The sequence below is a fragment of the Sedimenticola selenatireducens DSM 17993 genome (genome assembly GCF_000428045.1).
GTDB classification, from domain to species: Bacteria; Pseudomonadota; Gammaproteobacteria; order Chromatiales; family Chromatiaceae; genus Sedimenticola; species Sedimenticola selenatireducens.
In genome coordinates this window covers 74,103-97,422 of record NZ_ATZE01000016.1, presented here as the reverse complement: position 1 = coordinate 97,422, position 23,320 = coordinate 74,103, and the positions used below count along the sequence as shown (strand labels likewise).

23 protein-coding genes are annotated in these 23,320 nt (G+C 57.6%); 8 read left to right on the top strand and 15 right to left on the bottom strand.

Translation table 11 applies throughout. From position 1 onward, the window contains the following. The first annotated feature begins 38 nt into the window (after window positions 1-38). Together A3GO_RS0114535 and asnS are read left to right on the top strand one after the other, a co-directional pair. On the top strand, window positions 39-758 hold the full coding sequence (locus A3GO_RS0114535) for a hypothetical protein (RefSeq protein WP_029134015.1): 720 nt from the start codon (window positions 39-41) through the stop codon (window positions 756-758). 210 nt (window positions 759-968) lie between these two features. Continuing rightward, entirely contained in the window at window positions 969-2,366 is a 1,398-nt protein-coding gene (asnS, locus tag A3GO_RS0114530) for an asparagine--tRNA ligase (protein WP_029134014.1), read from the top strand. 122 nt (window positions 2,367-2,488) lie between these two features. Here asnS and A3GO_RS0114525 read toward each other — a convergent pair whose 3' ends face one another. The 6 genes from A3GO_RS0114525 to A3GO_RS0114500 all read right to left on the bottom strand — a co-directional run bounded on the left by A3GO_RS0114525 (window position 2,489) and on the right by A3GO_RS0114500 (window position 7,712). Beyond that, the gene (locus A3GO_RS0114525) at window positions 2,489-2,869 is read right to left on the bottom strand and encodes a hypothetical protein (RefSeq protein ID WP_029134013.1); all 381 of its coding nucleotides are present in this window, start codon (window positions 2,867-2,869) and stop codon (window positions 2,489-2,491) included. A 114-nt stretch (window positions 2,870-2,983) separates the two neighbouring features. Then, window positions 2,984-3,226, bottom strand: coding sequence for a thioredoxin family protein (locus tag A3GO_RS0114520; protein WP_029134012.1), 243 nt, complete (start codon window positions 3,224-3,226; stop codon window positions 2,984-2,986). Between the two features lie 47 nt (window positions 3,227-3,273). Then, window positions 3,274-4,335, bottom strand: a complete 1,062-nt coding sequence (locus A3GO_RS0114515) for a permease (RefSeq protein WP_335340053.1) — start codon at window positions 4,333-4,335, stop codon at window positions 3,274-3,276. A 194-nt stretch (window positions 4,336-4,529) separates the two neighbouring features. Then, a complete protein-coding gene (locus tag A3GO_RS0114510) occupies window positions 4,530-5,078 on the bottom strand; it encodes a sigma-70 family RNA polymerase sigma factor (protein ID WP_029134010.1) in 549 nt (182 codons plus the stop codon). 77 nt (window positions 5,079-5,155) lie between these two features. Then, a complete protein-coding gene (locus A3GO_RS0114505; RefSeq protein ID WP_084610109.1) occupies window positions 5,156-6,835 on the bottom strand; it encodes a FecR family protein in 1,680 nt (559 codons plus the stop codon). 112 nt (window positions 6,836-6,947) lie between these two features. Beyond that, on the bottom strand, window positions 6,948-7,712 hold the full coding sequence (locus A3GO_RS0114500; RefSeq protein WP_029134008.1) for an NRDE family protein: 765 nt from the start codon (window positions 7,710-7,712) through the stop codon (window positions 6,948-6,950). Window positions 7,713-7,753: 41 nt separating this feature from the next. Here A3GO_RS0114500 and A3GO_RS0114495 point away from each other — a divergent pair, with 41 nt between their 5' ends. Further along, the gene (locus A3GO_RS0114495; RefSeq protein WP_029134007.1) at window positions 7,754-8,362 is read left to right on the top strand and encodes a DNA-J related domain-containing protein; all 609 of its coding nucleotides are present in this window, start codon (window positions 7,754-7,756) and stop codon (window positions 8,360-8,362) included. Window positions 8,363-8,475: 113 nt separating this feature from the next. On the opposite strand, the gene kbl is transcribed toward A3GO_RS0114495, so the two are convergent. Both kbl and tdh read right to left on the bottom strand, forming a co-directional pair. Beyond that, window positions 8,476-9,666 carry a glycine C-acetyltransferase gene (kbl, locus tag A3GO_RS0114490; RefSeq protein WP_029134006.1) on the bottom strand — a complete coding sequence of 397 codons (1,191 nt, stop codon included), beginning with the start codon at window positions 9,664-9,666 and terminating at the stop codon, window positions 8,476-8,478. After that, window positions 9,666-10,703 (bottom strand): L-threonine 3-dehydrogenase, encoded by a 1,038-nt coding sequence (gene tdh, locus A3GO_RS0114485; protein ID WP_470406614.1) that lies wholly within the window; start codon window positions 10,701-10,703, stop codon window positions 9,666-9,668. The genes kbl and tdh overlap by 1 nt, the downstream gene beginning before the upstream one ends. Before the next feature lie 202 nt (window positions 10,704-10,905). Here tdh and msrP point away from each other — a divergent pair, with 202 nt between their 5' ends. The 5 genes from msrP (at window position 10,906) to A3GO_RS0114460 (ending at window position 15,346) form a co-directional block, all read left to right on the top strand. Beyond that, complete coding sequence (gene msrP, locus A3GO_RS0114480; protein ID WP_029134004.1) at window positions 10,906-11,871, top strand: protein-methionine-sulfoxide reductase catalytic subunit MsrP; 966 nt, start codon at window positions 10,906-10,908, stop codon at window positions 11,869-11,871. Between the two features lie 15 nt (window positions 11,872-11,886). After that, a complete protein-coding gene (locus A3GO_RS0114475; RefSeq protein ID WP_029134003.1) occupies window positions 11,887-12,549 on the top strand; it encodes a protein-methionine-sulfoxide reductase heme-binding subunit MsrQ in 663 nt (220 codons plus the stop codon). Further along, complete coding sequence (locus A3GO_RS24010) at window positions 12,546-13,295, top strand: DUF1223 domain-containing protein (protein WP_084610107.1); 750 nt, start codon at window positions 12,546-12,548, stop codon at window positions 13,293-13,295. Before A3GO_RS0114475 ends, A3GO_RS24010 begins: the two co-directional genes overlap by 4 nt. A 181-nt stretch (window positions 13,296-13,476) precedes the next feature. Next, window positions 13,477-14,811 (top strand): MBL fold metallo-hydrolase, encoded by a 1,335-nt coding sequence (locus tag A3GO_RS0114465; protein ID WP_029134002.1) that lies wholly within the window; start codon window positions 13,477-13,479, stop codon window positions 14,809-14,811. A gap of 58 nt (window positions 14,812-14,869) precedes the next feature. Further along, entirely contained in the window at window positions 14,870-15,346 is a 477-nt protein-coding gene (locus A3GO_RS0114460; RefSeq protein WP_029134001.1) for a MaoC/PaaZ C-terminal domain-containing protein, read from the top strand. Window positions 15,347-15,482: 136 nt separating this feature from the next. Here A3GO_RS0114460 and A3GO_RS0114455 read toward each other — a convergent pair whose 3' ends face one another. From A3GO_RS0114455 to A3GO_RS0114425, 7 genes are all read right to left on the bottom strand, one after another. Next, window positions 15,483-16,586, bottom strand: coding sequence for a CaiB/BaiF CoA transferase family protein (locus tag A3GO_RS0114455; RefSeq protein ID WP_029134000.1), 1,104 nt, complete (start codon window positions 16,584-16,586; stop codon window positions 15,483-15,485). Between the two features lie 135 nt (window positions 16,587-16,721). Next, complete coding sequence (locus A3GO_RS0114450; RefSeq protein WP_029133999.1) at window positions 16,722-17,957, bottom strand: phenylacetate--CoA ligase family protein; 1,236 nt, start codon at window positions 17,955-17,957, stop codon at window positions 16,722-16,724. 159 nt (window positions 17,958-18,116) lie between these two features. Further along, entirely contained in the window at window positions 18,117-18,932 is an 816-nt protein-coding gene (locus tag A3GO_RS0114445; RefSeq protein ID WP_029133998.1) for an ABC transporter ATP-binding protein, read from the bottom strand. Window positions 18,933-19,030: 98 nt separating this feature from the next. Then, entirely contained in the window at window positions 19,031-20,359 is a 1,329-nt protein-coding gene (locus A3GO_RS0114440) for an ABC transporter substrate-binding protein (protein ID WP_321528063.1), read from the bottom strand. A gap of 76 nt (window positions 20,360-20,435) precedes the next feature. Next, window positions 20,436-21,515, bottom strand: a complete 1,080-nt coding sequence (locus tag A3GO_RS0114435; protein WP_029133996.1) for a branched-chain amino acid ABC transporter permease — start codon at window positions 21,513-21,515, stop codon at window positions 20,436-20,438. A gap of 3 nt (window positions 21,516-21,518) precedes the next feature. Further along, window positions 21,519-22,511: a branched-chain amino acid ABC transporter permease gene (locus A3GO_RS0114430; protein ID WP_335340052.1), complete on the bottom strand. Its 993-nt coding sequence runs from the start codon at window positions 22,509-22,511 to the stop codon at window positions 21,519-21,521. 15 nt (window positions 22,512-22,526) lie between these two features. Continuing rightward, window positions 22,527-23,312, bottom strand: coding sequence for an ABC transporter ATP-binding protein (locus tag A3GO_RS0114425; RefSeq protein WP_029133994.1), 786 nt, complete (start codon window positions 23,310-23,312; stop codon window positions 22,527-22,529). Between the last annotated feature and the right edge of the window lie 8 nt (window positions 23,313-23,320).

The window sequence follows — 23,320 nt, the reverse complement described above, 5'->3', positions numbered from 1 at the left end:
TCCGGACGTGGCCGGTAATTTTTGTTGGCGTAACAACGATGTTGGATTTGATTCCTGATCATCTGCGCCTGTTCGCGGTAATTGGCGGGCTGCTGCTTCTGTTGCTGCTGGTTGGCAGTCTGGCACAAAAATATGAACAGTATATGGCCGCCAAGCGTCTTGCGGTGCACCGTTTGATGGTCGGTGTTCAGCAGATCGAGGAGGCGCTGGAGAAGAGCCGGGGAGGTGGTTTGCCTTCCGGTGTTGGAAAATTACTGCGCAATGAACTCCTCGCCAGATATATTACCATTCGCCAGGTGTTCCCCAGGAAACCACACATCAGTCAGCAGGTCATGCAGGCGGAAGAACGGGCCCGGACAGAACCGGAGGGATCCACATCGGTTAATTCTGCCGCCATCACATCGGTTGATTCGCTTAATCGCTATGTCATCGGTCTGAACGAAATTTATGGGCTGCTGGATAGCCAGACCTTCGGACGTAAGTTGGCAGTTTCCGAGCGAGCCGCCTTACAGTTAAAATTAATCGACTTTCAGCTCACCGCCGCCAGCCGATATTACACCAAGGTCGCACTCGATTATGCGCAGACGGGCGAGTGGCAAAACGCCGCCAGGGCGGCGCGTGCACTGGACTCCTTTCTTCTGACAAGACCTCGAAGTAGTGCGTTGGCCTCACAGTTGCGGAATGAATCCCGGGAGCTGTTGCAGGCGATGCATGATCAACGTCTGCCAAATGAACAGCCTGCCGAAGCGGGTCGCTAGCTGGATGCCTGATACCAGCGGAACCGTATCGTCTGCTGTTTGAATTGCCGACCTTTTTTCCACCGATGTCTCCCGTCAAACTACCATGTATAATTCCGGAATCCTCTCCGGTTGGATGAACCGGTGGTACGCCAGGCGCTTGTTCGTTTGCCTGGTAGCCCCCGCTGAGGTCTCTCGGGATAATACGCCCAGAACATTCGGATGATTAGCATGCACAATCGTGATATCAAATTCCTGCTCTCCGGTGGCACCGCCATCGGAAATGAAGTAACTGTTCGTGGCTGGGTGCGTTCCCGGCGGGACTCCAAGGCCGGCATCTCTTTTATCAATGTCTATGACGGCTCCTGCTTCGATACCATCCAGGCGGTGGTGCCCAGCTCCCTGCCAAATTACAGTAGTGATGTGTTGAAAATCACCACTGGCTGCGCCGTGGAAATCAGCGGACTTCTGAGCGAGTCGGCCGGCAAGGGTCAATCCTGTGAAATCCAGGCGAGCGCGCTGTCAGTTATCGGTTGGGTGGATGATCCAGATACCTATCCCATTGCCAAGAAGCGCCACACCTTCGAATACCTGCGTCAGGTGGCCCATCTTCGCCCCCGCACCAACGCTTTCGGCGCCATCTCACGCGTACGCACGACCCTTTCAAGCGCGATCCATCGGTATTTCCATGAAAGGGGATATCATTGGGTCAACACCCCGATCATCACCGCCAGTGATTGTGAAGGGGCCGGTGAGTTGTTCCGGGTCAGTACGCTGGACTTGAACAACCTGCCGCGATCCGCGGGTGGTGCAATTGACTTTGAAGGTGATTTCTTCGGCCGTGAGGCGTTCCTGACCGTCTCTGGTCAGTTGAATGCGGAGGCCTACGCACTTGCGCTGAGCAAGGTTTACACTTTCGGCCCCACCTTCCGTGCGGAAAATTCCAATACCAGCCGGCACCTGGCCGAGTTTTGGATGGTCGAGCCGGAGGTTGCCTTTGCCGATCTGAACGACAATGCCGGATTGGCCGAGGATTTCCTCAAATATATCTTCAAGGCGGTGCTGGACGAGCGGCAGGACGATATGGCTTTCTTTGCCGAGCGGATCGACAAGGAGGCGATTGAACGGCTGGAGACTGTAATTCGAAGTGATTTTGAATATATGGAATACACCGATGCGATCAATATCTTGCGCAGCTGTGGAGAGTCATTCGTGTTTCCGGTCGAATGGGGGCTGGATCTTCAGTCGGAACACGAACAGTACCTGGCGGAACAGCATGTCGGGCGTCCGGTAATCCTGATGAACTATCCGGCATCCATCAAGGCCTTTTACATGCGGCTCAATGATGATGGGAAAACGGTGGCGGCCATGGATGTATTGGTGCCTGGTATTGGTGAAATTATTGGCGGCAGTCAGCGTGAGGAGCGGTTGGATGTACTGGACCGGCGAATCACCCAACTTGGCATCCAGGGGGATATGAGCTGGTATCGGGACCTGCGCCGTTACGGGACTGTCCCGCATGCCGGTTTCGGTATGGGTTTTGAGCGAGTAGTGAACTATGTGACCGGGATGGAGAATATCCGTGATGCCATTCCGTTCCCCCGCACACCCAAACATGCGCCATTCTAGCCGGTTGTGCCCTGAAGCAGTGATCGGACTCGAAAAAGCAGGACAGGTCTTCCTTCGGTTGACCCGTCCCAGTAGTTTGTCCGGCTTTTCCGCAGTAGATCAGTGTTAAGTCCGACGGACTCCTAGCGTTCGGTCTGGTCGTTATTTGGCCCCTCACGGGCAGCGACCTGGTTTACCCATTGCTGCATAAAGATCAGCAGGACCGTGTGCAGAACCGCGAGGATGACGCCAATACTGGCGGCGATGGCCAGCGGTGGAAACGGCAGCAGGCTGGCGAACAGCAGAGAGGCGATGAAGCACCCCACCACCAGTTGACCCGAGCGGAATATGTAGCGTCGCATGAAGGGCTGCAGGTTGAGCATGTTAATCCGATGAACCCGCTCCCGTTCGCCCCGGCTGGCATGCTTCCCGGGAGCCAGGCGGGGAAGTGCAAAGGGTGAAAAATAGCTGGCGACGAGCCGTATCGTCGTGCAGTCCGTCTGGTCCTTAATCACACCTGTCACGATAACTCTCCAGGAGGCGAAGACCTCCTTTCTGATTTAACTATAGTTCCGCTGGCTTCGGTTTGTCGGTGGATTGAGACTAATCGGCCCGTGACTGCGCCAGGTCAATCCGCATCAGCGGTTGTCAGCCAGCCAGCCGTCGATTGCCCCCTTCGACGGGATACCGCCGGCGTGCACCACCTGGCCATCCAGCACCACGCCCGGCGTGCTCATGACGCCGTATTTCATGATCTCACTGAGTTCCTCCACCTTCTCTAGGGTGACCTCCACCCCTGCAGCCTGGGCGGCCTCTTCAATCAACCGGAGGGTGGTCTTGCAGTTGGCACAACCGGTGCCGAGTACTTTGATTGTCTTCATTGAGATTCTCCTAATGGAAAAATTAAACGGAAACGTAGTGATCCTTGTCAGATCAGCAGATTGAACAGGTAGCCGACCACCAGGATGCCAAACGCGACCACGCCAACGAAGGTGGCGATCAGTGGCAACCTGAGCACCTTGCGCAGGATCAGCACCTCTGGTAGCGAAAGGGCGATCACGCTCATCATGAAGGCCAGGGTAGTCCCAAGGGCGGCGCCCTTGCCGATCAGTGCCTCGACCACCGGGATGATACCGGCGGCGTTGGTGTACATGGGCACGCCCATGACCACGGCGGCGGGCACCGACCACCAGGCCTCCTTGCCCATGAATGTCGCCATGAAATCCTCCGGCACGTAGCCGTGGATTGCCGCGCCGACCGCGATACCGATCAGGATATAGGGCCAGACCTTGCCCACAATCTCTTTGACATGCTGCCAGCCGGCCTGGAATCGAGCCTCCCAGCGCATGCCGGCGGTGTTAACCGGCACGTTGTTACCGGCCTGAATATCCCGCACCCAATCCTGCAGGTATCGCTCCATGCCCAACCTGCCGATCAGCAGCCCCGCAAAGATCGCCACTGCCAGTCCCAGGCCGAGATAGAGCGCGGCGACTTGCCAGCCAAACAGGCCCAGCAGCAGTGCCAGGGCAATCTCGTTGACCATGGGTGCCGCGATCAGGAATGAGAAGGTGATACCCAGTGGTACGCCGGCAGAGAGAAAACCGATGAACAGTGGTACCGCCGAACAGGAGCAAAACGGGGTGACGATACCGAGTAGTGCCGCCAGCGTATTGCCCAGCCCAAGACGCCTGCCCGCCAGCAGCGCACGGGTCCGCTCGGGGGCGAAAAAAGTCTGGATAATGCCCATAAGGAAGACAATACCGATCAGCAGCAACAGCACCTTGGGGGTGTCATAGAAGAAGAAATGGATCGCCTCACCGAGATGGCTGCTGCGCGTATAGCCGGTCAGGGAGAGGATGAAATTGGCGAAGTCGGTGAGGTGGAAATAGACCAGAAACCAGAGCGGCACGGTAACCGCCAGCCCCGTCAGCCAGAAAAAAGTTCTGGATAGCGGGCTTTTACGCAGTGTTTCCTGGACTGTATCGTTCACTAGCAAGGTCTCCAGACAGTATCGTCACCACAGTGGTCTTTAACCTGAAGACGATGGCAGCGGCAGAAGGATGCAGTTTTTTTTACTATCCACCCCGGGGAGGATCCTGTACCGCGAAGCACACGACTCCACGGATGGAGGAGGTAGGGCAAAGCAGGAGGCCGGATTCAAGCCGCTCGCTAGGAGACGCGGGGTTATGGCTTTGGCGTGGAGTCGGGCGGGCGCGGGGTGAAGCAGCAAACCTTGCCGTTCTCGTCATAGCGAACCTGACAGGCAGCTTTCAAGTGTAATTTGAGACGTTTTCGCGCCCGCTGGATGCGGGACTTGGCCCCGGCGGGTGAGAGGCCCTTCAGTCGGGCATATTCGGCCTGGCTGATGCCTTCTATATCGCACAACCTGATCACTTCACTGTCCGCCGGCGACAACTCGGTGAGCGCACGTGGCAGGCACTGGCTGAGATCATCCACCACCGGTGCTTCATTGGCAGGTGATTCCGGCAGATCACCGACAATGGTTTCGTGTGCCTTGTGGGTGCGGTGGTAGTCGATCAGGCGGTTTTTTGCCACCCGGAACAGCCAGGCACGCCTGTTCTCCAGTTGGCAGAAACGGCTACCCTCTGCCAGTGCCTTGAGGAACGTATCCTGCAACAGATCCTCGGCCAAGGCCGAATCCTGCAATTGTCTGCGCAGATAGTGTCGGAGCTCAGCTTCGTGGCTGGCCCATGCGGTTATGACGCAGTTCATGCGAATTGTCACTTCTCCAGTTTCCGGCGGGAGCTCTCGAGGGAGTTGCCGGGGCAGTTAGATTATAGTCGCCGGCATCAGATCAACAGGAGACCCAGAACCCCGGTCAGGATGGTGTAGATCCAACTGTTGTCCGGTGTCGGATCAATCCGTTGTGTCGCCCCCCAGGGCCCCTCAAATCCGTCCGGCTCCACGTAGCGCACCCGGAAGTAGCGCACCTGCCCTGATACCGGTTGCAATATGAATTGCGGCTCCTGCAATGAAGCTTCCTGTAGCAGCGTCGTGAAATCGGCATCCGTCGCCAGTTGAACCTGGTAACTCTGGCCGGCAATCCCCGGACGCCAGGAGGTGGTGATGCCCGATTCAGAAATGGCCAGGCTGGTTTCAGGCTTGTCGGGTATCAGCTTGATCTCCCAGCTCCTGCTGTCGCTGACGGGCCCCTGTTCCTGATCGGTGCCGATTGAAAACAGGCGCCAGTAGTATTGGCCTGGCGCCTTGAACTCAGCTGTATCAAAAACCGTGCTGGTAATGTTCTCCCGGTCGATCAGCAGATGGTCAAATGCCGGAGTGTCGGAAATCTGCAGACGATATGCGACGGCGTCGGAGGAGTCGCTCCACTTCAGATCGGGCTGCTCTCCCCTGAATAGCTGGCCGCTGTTTGGCGACAGCGGGATCGGCGGTTGTGGCCGGGCATCCAGATTGAACTGTTGAACCTGGTTGATCCCTTCAAGGCCGATATCATCAATGCCCCGGAGCCGGAAATAGTAGCGCCCATCCGGCAGATCGGGCAGGGGGACGCGTGCGGCCGTTACCTGCTGTTGCCAGAGTGGCGAGATGAAATCCGCCTGTTGTGATATTTCCGCCCGATAACCCGCGGCGTTATCCAGGGCCTGCCAGGTGATCGGCCAGTTCAGCTGTTCAATCTTTGCCGGCAGTTCGTCGATGGTCGGGGGAGGGAGCAGTTTGCGCGGCGGCAGGGGTGGTTTGCCGGCCTCCACCCGGGTGCCGAAACTGGCCGGCAACAGCTTGGTCTGCTGTTCACCCGAGACAGCTACCTTTCCCTTCAATACTTCAAAGGTGGAAGCCTGGACCTGCTGGCTGTTGGAAAGCCGGTATTCGGTACCACGCACCGCGCTGATGGCAGAGGGCGTGTGGATCTCGAACCGGCTGCCCGGTCCGCTGGCCGGGGTAATGCGGGTATCGCTCCGGCCGTCAATCAGATGCAGGCGTGAGTCCACCATGCCGGTGTCGCCATAGGCCGAGAGGTGATCGAAGCGGATATTGCTCTCCGCGTGCAGGGTAATCAGCGACTGGTCGGCAAAACGGACCGCGACATTGCTCTCCGGTCCCGTCTCGAGCCGGTCCCCCAGGGTGATGCGGGTGCCGGGTGTGATGTCATTTTGGCGGGTTCCGTCCGGCTTGATCAGTATCGCTTCTCCTCGTACCGCAACGACCTCGGCATGCGCGGCGTTCACCCTGATCCACTTCATTGGGACCTTGACCCGGGTGCCGGGTTGCATGCGCTTGGGATTCTTGATGTTGTTGATCTGCTGGATCTGTTTCCAGTAGCCGACCTTGTACAGGTACTTCTGGCAGAAGTTCCACAGGTTATCCCCCGGCACCACGGTATAGACCCAATCCTGGGCGGAAACGCTGCCGGCGGATAACAGCAGGCAGATAAAGATCAGTCTGACCCACCCTGGATTACGTTGCCTGTCATGCTGCATGCCCATCTCCCCGGTTGCTGCTGCATCCATTAAAAAATTATTGACCTTGTTGCAATACGGACGATTTTACCTTTGGTTCAGGAAAATTACCCCCCATGACTGGAAATTTACACCTGCCATGATGTATCGAACCATCGGTCACTCAGTCAACCGGTCTACCGATCCTGACCGGTGAGAATTCCGCCCGGTCCGGAGAACCATCGGCATAGAGCCAGATGGGGCGATCCTGATCCGGTGATCGGGGGAGTGCGATCAGCGAACAGGAGACCGTGGCGAATCCCATCGGCAAGTCCATGTTCATGGCGGCATGGGGATTGGCAAAATCGGTATTCATTCGCCCCGCAAGCAGCGATATCCATTCGCTCCAGGTCTGCTGTTCCGGCACAGGGGGGGCGGCTGACTGAAACAGTGGAAGCCAGAACTGGATGCGCGGATGGCTGGTGTCATCCAGCTCCCGGGAGGTGAGCATGTGCAGTCCCGGGTGAATGGTGAAATGTTCCAGTCCGCTCTCATCATCCCGGTTGCGCAACCAGTAAGCGTTTTCTCTGTCGCCAATAAACAGGTTGAAAGCACGATAATCACCGGTCGGCAGGGCAAGCACGGCATGCAGTGCCGCCTCTGCCGTGGGATGTTGCAGTGCCTGCAGTACCAGGTCCCCGCGACTCTTTTTATCCCTGGCCGGTCCCAGGGTCCCCTCCCGGTTCATTACCGTAGCCACCACAGCTTGCCGGTTCATGCCCAACCAGGTGCCCCCTCCCAGATGATCCAGGCCGGCCGTCACCTCCGGCTGTGCCGGCCAGTGCTGGCCGGGCGGTGAGGAAGGGCGGTCGCGCATCTCGTCGCGATTGCCGGCCAGTATCAGGGGCCAGCGATGTCCGGGTTGAAACAGGATAACCAGGGTGCACATTGTTGCATTTTCCGCATCAGGTAGGGATCTGGAGTGAAAGTATGGATAATGACGCCATGCATAACAACCCGCTGATTCCACCCATCCTTTCACTGTTGCGAATGTCACCCTCGGGGTTGAGCGAGCATGAGTTGATTAAACGGCTGAAGCAGCAGGCTGAATGCTTTTCCGGGACGGCACAAGGCGGTGATCTGGCGCTGTTTCAAAAACACTTTCTGGTGATGAATGCGCTCTATCAATTGCAGGATAAACTGCTGGAAGAGGGGCTTCTGCTGCTGATAGATCCCCTGTTAATCCGGTTTGTGGAAAGCGGGGAGGGTACCGACAGGCATGCGGCAGAGATCGCCCGGGATGAGCCGCTGCGTCGCTACTATCTGGAGTGGGACAACCTGCACCGGACTTCCGAATCCGATGTGGCTGATCTGTTGCAGGGTTTCTGGGAGCGCTATTATGCGGTGGATCGTCAGGCCGAGGCGTTGACCCTGCTCGGACTGGCCGGGTGCGAAGCGCCGTCATGGTCCACGATACAGCGCAGATACCGTCAAATGATTGCCCTTCATCATCCCGACAAGGGGGGTGATCAGGAACGCTTCATTGAGATCCGCGAGGCCTATGAACTGCTCCGACAACTCCACGCTGGCTCCGGCTAGTCCATCTTTAGCGGTGTAGGAGGCCTGTCCGTGGGCCGAATACGCAGCGACATGACTGTTACGGATGTGGCACTCACCGGGTGATCCGCCCGGTGTCGACACATCGTCGCCAATCAGATCCCCATTTCCCACTTAACCCGGCTGAAGGCCTCAATGGCGAACGCCAGGTCTTCAGGCGTGTGGGCCGCTGAGATCTGGGTACGGATACGCGCCCGCCCTTGGGGTACCACCGGATAGGAGAAGGCCACGACGTAGATCCCCTGGTCCAGCATGCGTCGGGCAAACTCAACCGCTTTTGGCGCATCATAGAGCATGATCGGGACAATCGGGTGGCTGCCTGGCAACAGGTCGAAACCGGCCTGTTCCAGGCCGTTGCGAAACAGATGGGTATTCTGCTCCAGCCGCTCACGCAGTTCACCGGAAGCTTCCAGCAGATCAAGGGCGGCGATGGCACCGGCCACCACCGGCGGCGCGACGGTATTGGAGAAGAGGTAGGGGCGTGAGCGCTGGCGCAGCAGTTCCACTATCTCCCGACGGCCGCTGGTGTAGCCGCCGCTGGCCCCGCCGAGGGCCTTGCCCAGGGTGCCGGTGGTGATATCCACCCGATCCATGCAATCGCAATGTTCATGGGTGCCGCGTCCGGTTGCGCCCACAAAACCGACGGCATGACTGTCATCGAAATGGACCAGTGCGTTGTACTGCTCTGCCAGGTCGCAAATCCGGTCCAGCTGGGCGTAATAGCCGTCCATGGAGAAGACGCCATCGGTGGTGATGAGTTTGAAGCGGGCGCCGGCGGCATCCGCCTGTCGCAGCTGCCGCTCCAGATCGGCCATGTCACTGTTTTTATAACGGTAACGCCGGGCGGGACAGAGCCGTATGCCGTCGATAATGGAGGCATGGTTGAGCTCGTCGGAGATGACTGCATCCTCATCTCCCAGCAGGGTCTCGAACAGGCCGCCGTTGGCGTCGAAGCAGGAGGGGTAGAGGATGGTGTCCTGCATGCCGAGGAACCGGCTGAGGCGTGTCTCCAGGGTCTTGTGGATGGCCTGGGTGCCACAGATGAAGCGTACAGAGGCGAGTCCATAGCCCCAGGTTTCCAGTCCCCGCGCCGCTGCATTACGGATGGCCGGATGTTGTGCGAGTCCCAGATAGTTGTTGGCGCAGAGGTTGAGGATCTCTGCGCCGCTGCTTACCGAGACATGGGTTCCCTGTGGAGAGGAGATGACCCGTTCATCCTTATACAGCCCGGCTTTATGGATCGCGTCGAGCTGCTGCTGCAAATGTTGCTGAAATTGTCCGTACATTACGCTTCCCAGTTCAATATCACTTTACCGGCCTGTCCCGACAGCATGGCGTCGAAGCCGGCCCGAAATTCGGTATAGTGGTAGTGGTGGGTGATGATGGGGGCGATATCCAGGCCTGCCTCGATCAGCACCGACATCTTGTACCAGGTCTCGTACATCTCCCGGCCATAGACTCCCTTGATGGTGAGCATGTTGAAGATCACCGTGTTCCAGTCGATCTTTGTCTCTTCGCCGACAATGCCGAGCAGGGCGATTTTGCCGCCATGGCACATGTGGCTGATCATCTGGTTGAAAGCGTCGGCATTGCCGGACATCTCCAGCCCCACATCGAAACCCTCGGTCATGTGCAGCTCCCGTTTCACATCCTCCAGGCTCTCCTTGCGCACATCCACCGTGCGATCCGCGCCCAGCCGTTGAGCCAGCTCCAATCGCCAGGGATTGACGTCGGTAATCACCACATGCCGGGCCCCGGCATGCTTGCAGACCGCCGCGGCCATGGCGCCAATCGGCCCGGCACCGGTAATCAGCACATCCTCCCCCAGCAGATCGAACTGCAGGGCGGTGTGTACCGCATTACCGAAGGGATCAAAGATGGCCGCCACATCCAGGTCGATGCCCGGGCGATGCTCCCAGACGTTGGACATGGGCAGTGCCAGGTACTCGGCGAAGGCGCCGGTTCGGTTGACGCCGATGCCGCTGGTGTGGGCGCAGAGGTGACGCCGGCCGGCCATGCAGTTGCGGCAGCGTCCGCACACCACATGACCCTCCCCGGAGACGATCTCACCCGGGCTGAAATCAATCACATTGCTGCCCACTTCGACAATTTCACCGACAAATTCATGGCCCACCACCATCGGTACCGGAATGGTCTTCTGCGCCCAACTGTCCCAGTTGTAGATATGCATGTCGGTGCCGCAGATGGCGGTGCGTTTTATTCTGATCAGCACATCGTTGATGCCGATTCCCGGCCGGGGAACCTCCCGCAGCCAGATCCCTTCCCTGGCTTCCGCTTTTACCAGCGCCTGCATTGTCGTCATGTTGAAAACCGTTGCTATCCGATATATGGGAAGTGTACGCCATCCCGGCGTCTCTGGTGTCACCCCTGTATGATGGTAGTCGGCAGCAGCCTTCTGGGCCAAATGTTATCAAATTGTGATGTTTGCACGATGTCTGGGTGAGCTGTTTTCTGCATAGTCTCTCCCATACTTATGTAAAGGCAATATCACCGGAAATACCAATATGCTGATTAAGAAGCCCGAGACTATCAAACCTTCCGAGATTACCGATCAGGCCATCTATCTGAACCGACGGCAGTTCATCCGTGACAGCGGTCTGTTGGGCATTGGTGTTGCTTCCGCGCTGGCCGGACTGCCCTGGGTGAAAAACTCCTGGGCCGAGGGAGCGACCCGTCAACCGTTTCCCGGCCGGATACAGAGTCCCTTCAGCAGCGCTGAGAAACTGACGGATTTCGATGACGCCAGCAGCTACAACAACTTCTACGAATTCGGCACCCGCAAGAGTGATCCAAAGGAGCATGCCCAAGCCTTTGTGCCCCGCCCCTGGTCGGTGGTGGTGGATGGGGCCTGTGAAAAGCCGGGAACCTATGATCTGGAGGATTTTCTGCGTCCCCATACGCTGGAGGAGCGTATCTACCGGCTGCGTTGTGTTGAGGCATGGTCGATGGTGATCCCCTGGGTCGGTTTTTCCCTGGGGGATGCGCTGAAGCGTTTCCAGCCTACCTCCAGGGCCAAATATGTGGCCTTTTATACCCTGCACGATCCGGAACGTATGCCAGGGCAGAAGCGGCGCGTATTGGAGTGGCCTTACCGGGAAGGACTGCGCATGGACGAGGCGATGCATCCGCTGGCGATGCTGGCGGTCGGCATGTACGGCGCCGAACTGCCGAACCAGAACGGTGCGCCGCTGCGCCTGGTGGTGCCGTGGAAATACGGCTTCAAAAGCATCAAGTCAATTGTCCGTATCAGCTTCACCGAGGAGCAGCCGGTTTGTACCTGGAACCAGGTACAGCCGTCGGAATACGGTTTCTACTCCAATGTGAATCCGAACGTGGATCATCTGCGCTGGAGCCAGAAGAAGGAACGGCGCATCGGCAACTGGCTGAAGCAGGAGACCCTGATGTTCAACGGCTATGCCGATCAGGTGGCGTCGCTTTATAGCGGCATGGATCTGAAAAAATATTTTTAATCGGGAACGGCCTGGATGACGCGTGCACAGATCATAACCCGGATGCTCAAGCCGGCACTGTTTTTCCTGCTGCTGCTGCCGTTGGCACTGCTGGTACAGCGGGGCTTTGCCGATACTCTGGGGGCCAACCCGGTGGAGACCATTACCCACCAGACCGGGCTCTGGGCGTTGCGTCTGCTGCTGCTCACCCTGGCGATTACGCCGCTCTGCCGGGTCACAGGCATTAATGATTTTGTACGCCTGCGCCGCATGACCGGGCTCTACAGCTTTCTCTATGCGCTGCTCCATTTCGCCACCTATGCCGTGCTGGACCATGGGCTGGATATCGGCGCAATTTTCGCGGACGTGGTGAAACGCCCCTATGTCATCCTGGGTTTCAGCGCCTTCCTGCTGCTGATTCCGCTGGCGGCCACCTCGCACAACCGGATCATCCGGTTGCTGGGCGGCAGGCGCTGGAAACGGCTGCATCGGCTGGTGTATCTCTGCGGTCTGGGCGGGGTGCTGCACTATCTCTGGCTGGTGAAGGCGGACACCCTGTCACCGCTACTCTATCTGACGCTGTTCCTGGGGCTGATGCTGTTCCGGCTGCCGCCCCGGATACGCTCGAAGCTCAGCGACCTGTCAGGGCGCATGCTGCCGATGCAGCGTCGTCACCGGTTGCTGAAGGAGGAACGATGATGACTGTAAAAACAGTGACTGTATCCTGGATGCTCGCACTGTTGGTGCTGGCCGGCGCCAACCTGTCTGCGGCAACCTTGCAGATCTCCAGTGGTGAGCAGCGGGTAACCCTGGTTGAACTCTACACCTCGGAAGGGTGCAGCAGTTGTCCGCCGGCGGAGGCCTGGCTGAATGGATTCCTTAAGGATGAAGACCTCTGGAATCGGGTGATCCCGGTGGCGTTTCATGTGGATTACTGGGACTACATCGGCTGGAAGGACCGTTTTGCCCAATCGCGCTTTTCCGACCGCCAGTATCGCTATCAGCAGGAGGGGGGTATCCGCACGGTCTATACGCCGGGTGTGCTGCTCAATGGTGAGGAGTGGCGGAGCTGGTCTCGCCAGCGTCCCGGCGTGGCGGATGAAACGCCGGGTGCATTGACACTGGAGGTCACCGGTAACCATGTAACGGTCCGGTTTGCGTCGACCAGCAAACCGGCGGGCGAAATGCGCCTGCATCTGGCAATCCTGGCCTTTGGCCTGACCAGCGAAATAGCGGCGGGTGAAAATCGCGGACGTCAACTGGCGCACGAGTTTGTCGTGGTGGGTATGAGTGCAAGCGACGCAGCGGATTTGAACTGGCAGATGCAACTGCCGGAGATCAGGCCGACCGATGCCAAGCGTCATGCACTGGTTGCCTGGGTTAGTGAGCCGGACCGTCTGCGCCCGCTTCAGGCGACCGGTGGTTGGCTACCGGCAAAGCCCTAGTGGATGGCATTTGGTCTGCCGGGCATGGAGTTATGCCAGTCCATGCTGAAATATTTCCCCTGCGCCTATGTGGTTTGACCTGGACCACTCAGGCGTGAATACCACTGGGATAATGTGCTATTGCTCCCGGTGACCGGTCCCTATGGTATCATCTGAAACAGATCTGGACCGGGAATGTGTAATGCGTGATGCTGTAACTGCCGTACTTGTACATGGTGAAGAGGTGTTTGTGATCAAACGCCAGGACTACCTGCGCGCCTTTCCCGGTTATTATGCTTTTCCCGGTGGCAAGGTGGATGACGAGGATGCCGGATATGACTACAGCCATCCACAGATTACCGAGTTTAAACCGGAGCGCATTCGGGCTCTGATCCGGGAGCTGGACGAGGAACTGGGTTTCGATCTGGAGCAGGCTCTTGAGCAGGACCAGGTGGAACGGATCGAACTGATGGGCATTGCCATTACCCCGTCGTTCGAACATGTCCGCTTTCACGCCCACTATTACAAAATCGTGTTGAAATCCAAACCGGCGTTTCGTCCCGACAGCAATGAGATTGCCTGGTCGGACTGGTTGCACCGGGAGGCGTTCCTGGCACGCTATGAGTCCGGTGAAGGTTTGATGGTGATACCGGTCATGCGCACAGCACGCGCATTTGCGAAAGATCTGACAACCAGCGTAATTGAGCCGTTCAATCTTGATTATGATGAAAACCTCGAACTTGCCTATCTGGAAATGATACGGGGCCTCGGGTATATCCCAACCCGGTCAAACACGCTGCCACCCGCCGAATACACTTATGCGCTGATTATTGGTGACGGCGCCGCACCACGTTATCTGGTGGATCCGGCCCCGGCTTCGGACGAAATACTGGATCGGATGTTCAATACCCTGGAACGGTATCCGGTGGATGGTATTCTGATCACCCACCACCATCGGGATCACCATGAACGATCACCCGAAATCGCCCGTCAGCTTGGTCTGCCCATGCTCTGCTCCCGCAAGACCCGGGAGCGTCTACTGGTATGCAATGGCACCGACTACCTGGACGGGATCGAGATTGTCCACGTAGAGGAGGGAACCCGGCTGACTCAGTGGTTGGGTCGGGATGTGCACTGCTATGAACTCCCGGGACACGATGATGGCATGATCGGACTGGCGCCGACCGATATGTCCTGGTTCTTTGTGGCCGACCTGGTGCAGCCGTTGGCGACGGTGGTAATACCCGAACCGGAAGGGAATATGCAGGATTACTTCGACACCCTGCAACGGATTATCGACCTGCAACCCAGGGCCATAGTCTCATCTCACGGCATTCCCATTGGTGGCACCCATCTGCTGGAGAAGACCCTGCAACATCGTCAGGAGCGGGAGGCTCAGATTCGCACCCGGCTGGAACAGGGAGATGACCTGAATCAGATAGTGAAAAGACTCTACCGTGGCATTAATCAGAAGCTGATACCATTGGCTGAGCAGAACGTCAGGCAGCATCTGCGCAAGCTGGGACACAGGATATAAAACCACAATAATGGTTTAACCTTCCCGGCATATTTTTTTCAGAACCGGGGAGCCCCGTATGTCTACAATGGAAAATATACCCTATCGAGAACTGGAAGTTGGTACGGCCGCCAGTTTCAGCAAATCCCTGACGGAGGATGATCTGGTGCTGTTCGCCCGCATATCTGGAGACGTCAACCCGGTACATCTGGATGAGGCGTTTGCCCGGGATACCCCATTTAAAGGCCGTATCGCCCATGGCATGTGGACCGGTTCGGTGATCTCCGCTGCCGTGGCCACGGTGCTTCCCGGGCCCGGAACCATCTATCTGGAGCAGAATCTGCAGTTTCGCCGCCCGGTCAGGCCCGGCGATGAGATCACCGTGCAACTGACCGTGACCGGCAAGCTGGATGACGCCAAACGCCACGTCTCCCTGGATTGTCAGGTGCACAACCAGGAGGGTGTGTTGGTGGCCAAGGGTGATGCCCGGGTGATTGCGCCGGAATGGAAGGTACGGCTGGAGAAACCGGTCTTGCCGGCGATCCGGATTGGTTAACGGTGGTGATGTTGGGGGTCGTGACTCACCCCAACCGGCTAACTATCAACCGTAGGAGCGGCTTCAGCCGCGACAGGGGCGCCAAATCAATCGCCATTCGCAGCTGAAGCCGCTCCTGCAATGTGGAATGCGCTACTCAGGGCTCTTCGGCCAGCCACTCCACACTCTCTCCATCCCCAATCTCGATCAGCCGGTTTGGCAATCGACAGGGCGCGCCATTGATCCAGGCTGGATAGGCCGGTTCCCAATTGTTCAGTAGACCCCGGGCCTCCACCTGCGGATGGTTCTTGGCCTGATCCAGGGTGGGGATGGTCTCAAAGCAGCAGTCCACATCACCCAGGAGATGCTGCCAGTGTTCCAGCGGTTGGGAGAGGAACAGTTCGCGCAGCTCCTGAATTAGGGCGGTCTGGGGCATGTTTTCAAGCTGTCGTGGTATCCAGGCATGCCTGTCCACCGCCTCGCAGAAGGCGCGCCAGAATTTAGCCTCCAGCGGCGCCAGGGCGAGAAACTGGTTGTCCGCCGTTTCATAGATGTTGTAGCAGGCCGCGCCGCCATTCAGCAGGAGTTGCTCACGCTGCAGTCCGGCGTTCTCTTTCGCTTCGCTCAGGCCCAGGTATTGCCAGGCCATGGCCGAGTCGAACAGGCTGATATCAATGAATGCTCCCTTACCGCTTTTCACCCGGCCCAGCAGGGCCGACTGGATAGCGGTTACCGCCTGCATGGCCCCGGCATGATCCGCCAGGGGCGGAAAGATAATCATCGGCTGGGAGAGGGTGCCGGTGGCACTCAATGCGCCGCTGGCAGCGCAGTAGGTCAGGTCGTGTCCGGCGTGATCACGGTAAGGACCATTCTGGCCGAATCCGGAGAGGGCGCAATGGATGAGCTGCGGATTAAGCAGCTCCAGCCGGGTTCGGTCAAAACCGAGCCGCTCCATTACCCCGGGCCGGAAGGATTCAAGCAGCACATCGGCCTGTTTCAGTAGCCGGCTCAGTTCAGTCTTTCCGGCGTCTGATTTCAGATCCAGCCTGACGACCCGTTTGCCGCGATTCAGGTGCCGGTAGAGCGCCGAAGGGGTGGCGTTGTCCGAGAGCATGAAGTTGCGCATGGGATCGCCACGGGGTGGCTCCACCTTGATCACATCGGCACCCAGATCGGAAAGCATCCGGGTGGCAAAGGGGCCGGGAATATACTGGGACAGGTCCAGTACTCGATAGCCGGCAAGAAAGCTTTGGTTTTTCATCGGACTATTTTGCCAGAAAAATACAGTTTAGCCTGTATTTTTATTGGAATAATGCGGTTCGCAAGCTGGCGGTCAGCTTATCCAGCCTGATGGTCACAGCAACAGAATGTGCCAGGCGCAGTGGTGCCTATCAAATCAGTCGTACTTGCGGATATCGTCAATCACCTTGCCGTCATTGGGCAGGGAGTCGCGGGGCAGGCGGTCTGTTTCGCCGCGGACCTTGCAGATATCCCGGATACTCTCGGCAATGGCCTTGTCGAGTTCAGGTGATGCGGTCTCCGCTTCGTATTGCAGGGTTATCTGATCGCTCTCATTGATCCACTCGACTACCAGCCGTGCCTTGTGGATCTCCGGGTGCCGTTTGATGACCCGGGCCACCTGTTCCGGATGAATGAACATGCCCCGTACCTTGGCAGTCTGGTCGGCACGTCCCATCCAGCCCTTGATGCGGCGGTTGGTGCGGCCACAGGGACTGATTCCCGGCATGATGGCTGAGAGATCACCGGTTGCAAAGCGGATCAGCGGGTAGTCCGGATTGAGGCTGGTTACTACCACTTCGCCCACCTCGCCATCGGCGACCGGTTCACCGGTGCCGGGACGGACAATTTCAACATACACCCCTTCATCAATCACCAGTCCTTCCATCGCTGCGGTTTCATAGGCGATAACACCGAGATCGGCGGTGGCGTAGCACTGCAGGACCTGTATGCCTCTTTTTTTGAATCCATCACGCAAGGGGGGAGGGAGCGCCTCGCCCGAGACCAGCGCTTTTTTCAAACTGCTGACATCCGCGCCCGTCTCATCTGCTTTTTCCAGAATGATTTTGAGGAAAGAGGGGGTGCCCACGTAGCCGTCCGGTCTGAGATCGACGATGGTCTGCACCTGAAGTTCGGTCTGGCCAACACCGGCAGGAATGACCGAACAGCCCAGGGCGTGTGCGCCGCTATCGAGCATGGCACCGGCCGGTACGAAATGGTAGGAAAAACAGTTATGAATCAGCTCTTCCGTTCTGAAGCCGGCAGCAAACAGGGCTCGTGCGAAACGCCAGAAGTCCTGGCGCTTTGAGCCCGGTTCGTAGATCGGGCCGGGCGAGGCGAACACATAGGCAAGCTGGGGTGACTTGACAGCGGCCATGCCACCAAAGGGGCGGGAACTCTGCTGCAGTTCGATCAACGCCGACTTACGGGTGAGTGGCAGCCGGGCTATCGCCTCTGTGGAGGTTATATCGGCCGGGTCAATATCGGCCAGAATCCTGCCGTAGGCCGGAGCCTCGGCTTTGGCGTGGGCAACCTGGGCGGCGACGGCCTTGATCAGCGACTGCTGTCGTGTCCGGGGATCCTGGGTTTCCAGTTCGTCGTAATAGTTTGTCATGATACAGCCCGCATCCGATGTGATTAGTCAGTCCGGTTCAAACAGGCCTTGTGTTTGCGCCTGGATGCCTCCGGCTGCCCGGCATCTGTTTGGCTCAGATACCCGTGAAACAGCCTTGATGGAATCAGTGACGACCCACGGTCGTCACCAGAAAAGAGGTTACGACAGCCAGCGCTTGCGACGGCGATAGTTCTTTACATCGCGGAAGCTCTTGCGTCCCTCGGTGGAGATGCCCAGGTAGAACTCCTTGACGTCTTCGTTCTCGCTGAGCTCTTTGGCGTTGCCTTCCATTACCACGCGCCCATTCTCCATGATGTAGCCATAGTCGGAATAGCGCAGTGCGACGTTGGTATTCTGTTCCGCCAACAGGAAACTGACGCCTTCATTCTGATTCAGTTTTTTGACGATTTCGAAGATCTCTTCGACCAGCTGAGGAGCCAGGCCCATGGAGGGCTCGTCCAGCAGGATCATCTCCGGTTGTGCCAGCATGGCGCGACCGATGGCGCACATCTGCTGTTCACCACCGGAGGTATAACCGGCCTGACTGCTGCGTCGTTCGCGCAGTCGGGGAAAATAGTCGTAGATCATTTCGAGACTCTGGGCGATCGCCTTGCGACCATCACGGCGGGTGTAGGCGCCGGTCAGCAGATTCTCTTCAATGGTCAGATGTTCAAAACAGTGACGCCCTTCCATCACCTGTACGACACCGCGTCTCACCAGGTCTGATGGATTCAGGCTTTCAACCGCCTCACCCTTGTAGAGGATGTTGCCCTTGGTGACATCGCCACGTTCTGCACCGAGCAGATTGGAGATGGCCTTGAGGGTGGTGGACTTACCCGCACCGTTGGCACCGAGCAGGGCGACAATGCCACCTTTCGGTACCTCCAGGGAGACACCCTTCAGCACCAGAATGACGTGATCATAGATCACCTCGATGTTGTTGACCTCTAAAAAGGCATGTGCGTTGTCAGTCATGCTGTGCCTGTTCATTCTCTGTATGTTGGGAGATGTCCCCGCGGCCATTCAGGCCGCGGGGACCTCGTTCGGTGGATCAGGTCCACCGATAACCGCGATCAGTTACAAGCGCGGGGGGTGATGCCTTTCTCTTTGGCGTAGGCCGCCGCAGACTCCTTGTACATGACGTCAAGCATCTCGTTGTTGGGCTGGATCCAGTCGGTAATGGCCTTCCACTGGGTACCATCCCACTGGGTAATCTTGGCGCGACCCTTACCCAGATGATCCGCACAACTCAGCTTGATAGGGTCAAACAGACCCTCGGCGCCGATGGCCTTCAGGCGTGCTTCATCAATGTCGAGACGATCCAGTGCCCACTGCACCTGCTCGCCCGTTACCGGCTTGTTGCCAAACTCGTTCATGGCGCCCTGCAGGGCCTCAGTCAGAAGAACGGCACTCTGCAGACCCCGGTTATAAGCCACTTCACCAATCCCGGCTTCAGAATCGGCTGAACCCTTACCGTTAGCGTACAGCACCTGCTTGATCATCTTGTGCACATCAAAGTCGGCACCTACGCCGTTGAACTGCAGGGATTTGTAACCCACAGCGGCCTTGCCGGCCGGCACCATATCGACATCGTTACCTGACCACCAGATACCGATAAACTTTTCACGTGGGAAGTTGACGGCTGCGGCCTCTTTGATGGCGGTGGCGTTCATCACACCCCAGCCATACATCAGTACATAATCGGGGCGCAGTTGACGACCGATCTTCAGCCAGGTTGCCTTCTGCTCCAGACCGGGATGCGGTACCGGGAACAGCGAGAGCTCAAAGCCGTGTTTTCCGGCCAGTGCTTCCAGGGTCTTGATTGGCTCCTTGCCATAGGCGGAATCGTGATAAACCAGGGCGATCTTCTTGCCCTTCAGGTTGTCATACCCCCCTTCCTCACTGGCCATGTAGTTAATGGCAATGTCCGCGCCACCCCAGTAGGTTGCCGGTGGCACAAACACGTAGGGGAAGATGGTGCCGTCAGCGGCATCAGCACGTCCGTAACCGGAGGTGATCAGTGGAATCTTGTCGGCCACCACACGATCGAGCAGGGCATAGGTGATGCCGGTCGACAGCGGCATGACAGCCGGCATACCGGTAGGACCGTTGTTTTTAAGTCGTTCATAACACTCCACACCCTTGTCGGTGTTATAGGCCGTGTCACACTCTTCCAGGTTCAACTTGACGCCGTTGATACCGCCATCGCGCTCGTTGAGCAGGTTGATGTAGTCGGCAAAGCCATCAGCCCAGGGGATGCCGCCAGGTGCATAGGGGCCGGTCCGGTATACCAGCGAACCGATGTACTGGGCATCTGCCGCCATGACCGTTGGTGTGGATATCAGGCTGGCCATACCCACTGCGGCAGCGATAATACCGGTTTTCACTTTATTAATTTTCACTCGTTGTTTCCTCCATCTGAACAGTTACAAGTTATCCTGAGCGGATTGTTGAACTTGCATGTCTAAATACCCTTAATCAATAAGGGAACGGCCAGAGCCGCAGTTTTTCCTTGGTAATCTGCCAGAGCCGGGCGAGACCGTGCGGCTCGACAATCAGGAAAAAGATAATCAACGCACCGAAAACCATCGCTTCGATGTGTGATATGAGATCCACCGGAATATCGAGACCAAACCAGTGGGGCGCATTGGACAGGAAGATCGGCAGCAGCACGATAAAGGCAGCGCCGAGAAATGCACCCATGATTGAGCCGAGACCACCGATAATAATCATGAACAGGATCTGGAAGGAACGGTTGACATCGAATGCCAGTGGTTCTACCGATCCGGTATGTACAAAGGCCCAGAGTGCGCCGGCAATGCCACATAAAAAAGAACTATAGGCGAAAGCCTTCAGTTTGGTGGGCAGCATTTTGATGCCGATGATCTCCGCGGCGATATCCATATCACGCACAGCCATCCATTCACGTCCAATATTGGAGCGCACCAGGTTTTTGGTGATCAGGGCAAGGAGCGTAACGATGCTCAACGTAAACAGATACTTGGCTGTTACGGTGGCGTATGCCCCGGTAACCAGCACATCGCCAATCGCAGCCATGGGGGGAGCCGTGATCACGCCCGATGAACTGTAGTTGGTAAACCAGCCAAACTTGTTGAACATCCAGATCAGGAAAAACTGTGATGCCAGGGTGGCCACCGCCAGATAGAAGCCCTTGATGCGCAGGGATGGAATACCGAACAGAATACCGACCCCGGCAGTGATGGTGCCGGAGAACAGTAACACCAGCAGGATATGCATGCCCGGGAACATGGTGGCCAGTTTATAGGCGGCAAAGGCGCCGGTGGCCATGAAACCGCCGGTACCGAGACTTAACTGTCCGGCATAGCCGGTCAGGACATTGAGCCCCAGTGCGGCGAGCGCCAGGATCAGGAACGGCAGCATGATGGTGCCCAGCCAGTAATCACTTGATACTGTTGGGATCACCAGGAAGGCAATGGCCAAAATGGCCCATATGAACCAGCGATCCTGACGAATGGGCAGGATCGCCTGATCCGCCTTGTAGGATGCCTTGAACTCTCCAGCTTCGCGGTAAAACATGCGTTACACCCTCTCGATGATCTTTTCGCCGAACAGCCCCTGCGGACGGAATACCAGGAAGGCCAGCGCCAGCATGTAGGCGAACCAGTCCTCGATGCCGCCGCCTATCATAGGCGCGATAAATACCTCCGCCAGCTTTTCGCCGGCACCAATCAGCAGTCCGCCGATAATGGCCCCCGGCACCGAGGTGAATCCTCCGAGAATCAACACCGGCAGTGCCTTCAGAGCAATCAGGGCCAGGGAGAATTGGACCCCCAGTTTGCTGCCCCACATGATGCCGGCGACCAGCGCCACAATACCGGCCACTGCCCAGACGATGACCCAGATATGCTTCAGCGGGATGCCGACGCTCAGGGCCGCCTGGTGGTCATCGGCCACGGCGCGCAGGGCGCGTCCAATGCGGGTGTACTGAAAGAACAGGGCCAGCACAATCACCAGGATGCCGGCAATAACCGCCGCGATCAGGTCGAAATCATTTATCAGGATCAGACCGTCAAAGTAGAATCCGGGCTCCTGGGAAAAGCCGATATCCAGGTTTTTTACTTCAGAACCCCAAATGGTCTGGCCGAAGCCGTCAAGAAAGTAGGCAATACCGATGGTGGCCATGAACAGGATGATGTGCTCCTGGTTCACCAGGGAGCGCAGCACCACCCGCTCGATGGCAATGGCCAGCACCAGCATCACCAACAGGGTGACGATGACAGAGAGCCACATCGGCAGCCCCATCTCGTTCAAGCCGACCAGGGTCAGGGCGGAGAACAGCACCATGGCACCCTGGGCGAAGTTGAACACACCGGAGGCCTTGAAAATGAGCACGAAGCCAAGGGCCACCAGGGAATACATGACGCCAGACAGCAGGCCGCCGATGGCGACTTCAAAGAAGAAGGGCCATTCAAAGAAGATATCCTCTGACAATGTGCCGGCCATCCATGGGATGGCCACCATCAGGAGGAGTGAAGCAAGGATGATGTATATGACATCGCGTTCGAGGCGCATTATTTCTCTCCCGAATTAGTGTGAAACGCCAAGATAGGCATCAATCACGTCTTGGTTGTTGCGCACCACGTCGGGTGTGCCATCGGCCAGTTGACGGCCATAGTCGAGCACTACCACGCGATCGGAAATATCCATCACCACGCCCATATCGTGCTCGATCAACACGATGGTGGTGCCGAATTCGTCGTTAATATCGAGTACGAAGCGTGACATATCCTCCTTCTCTTCCACGTTCATGCCGGCCATCGGCTCATCCAGCAACAGAATTTCCGGTTCCGCCGCCAGTGCCCGGCCCAACTCCACGCGCTTCTGCATGCCGTAGGGGAGGCGGCCCACCGGGGTCTTGCGGATGGCCTGGATCTCCAGGAAGTCGATAATCTCTTCCACCTTCCGGCGGTGTTCGATCTCCTCTTTCTGCGCTTTTCCCCAATAGATGGCCTGTGAGAACATGCTGGATTTCATCTTCAGGTTGCGCCCGGTCATGATGTTGTCCAGGGTGCTCATGCCCTTGAACAGGGCGATGTTCTGGAAGGTGCGGGCGATACCGAATCCGGCCGCCTCATGCACCTTCATCTGCTTGCGCACTTCACCGCGGAAGCTGATTTCCCCCTCCTGCGGGTGATAGACGCCGTTGATCACATTGAGCATGGAGCTCTTGCCGGCCCCGTTGGGTCCGATGATGGAGCGGATCTCGCTTTTGCGGACGTCAAAACTGATGTTGTTCAGCACCCGCATTGCCCCGAAGGAGAGCGAGATGTTCTTCAGGTCGAGGATCACTTCCCCAATGGCGCGTTCTTTCATATCGGGTT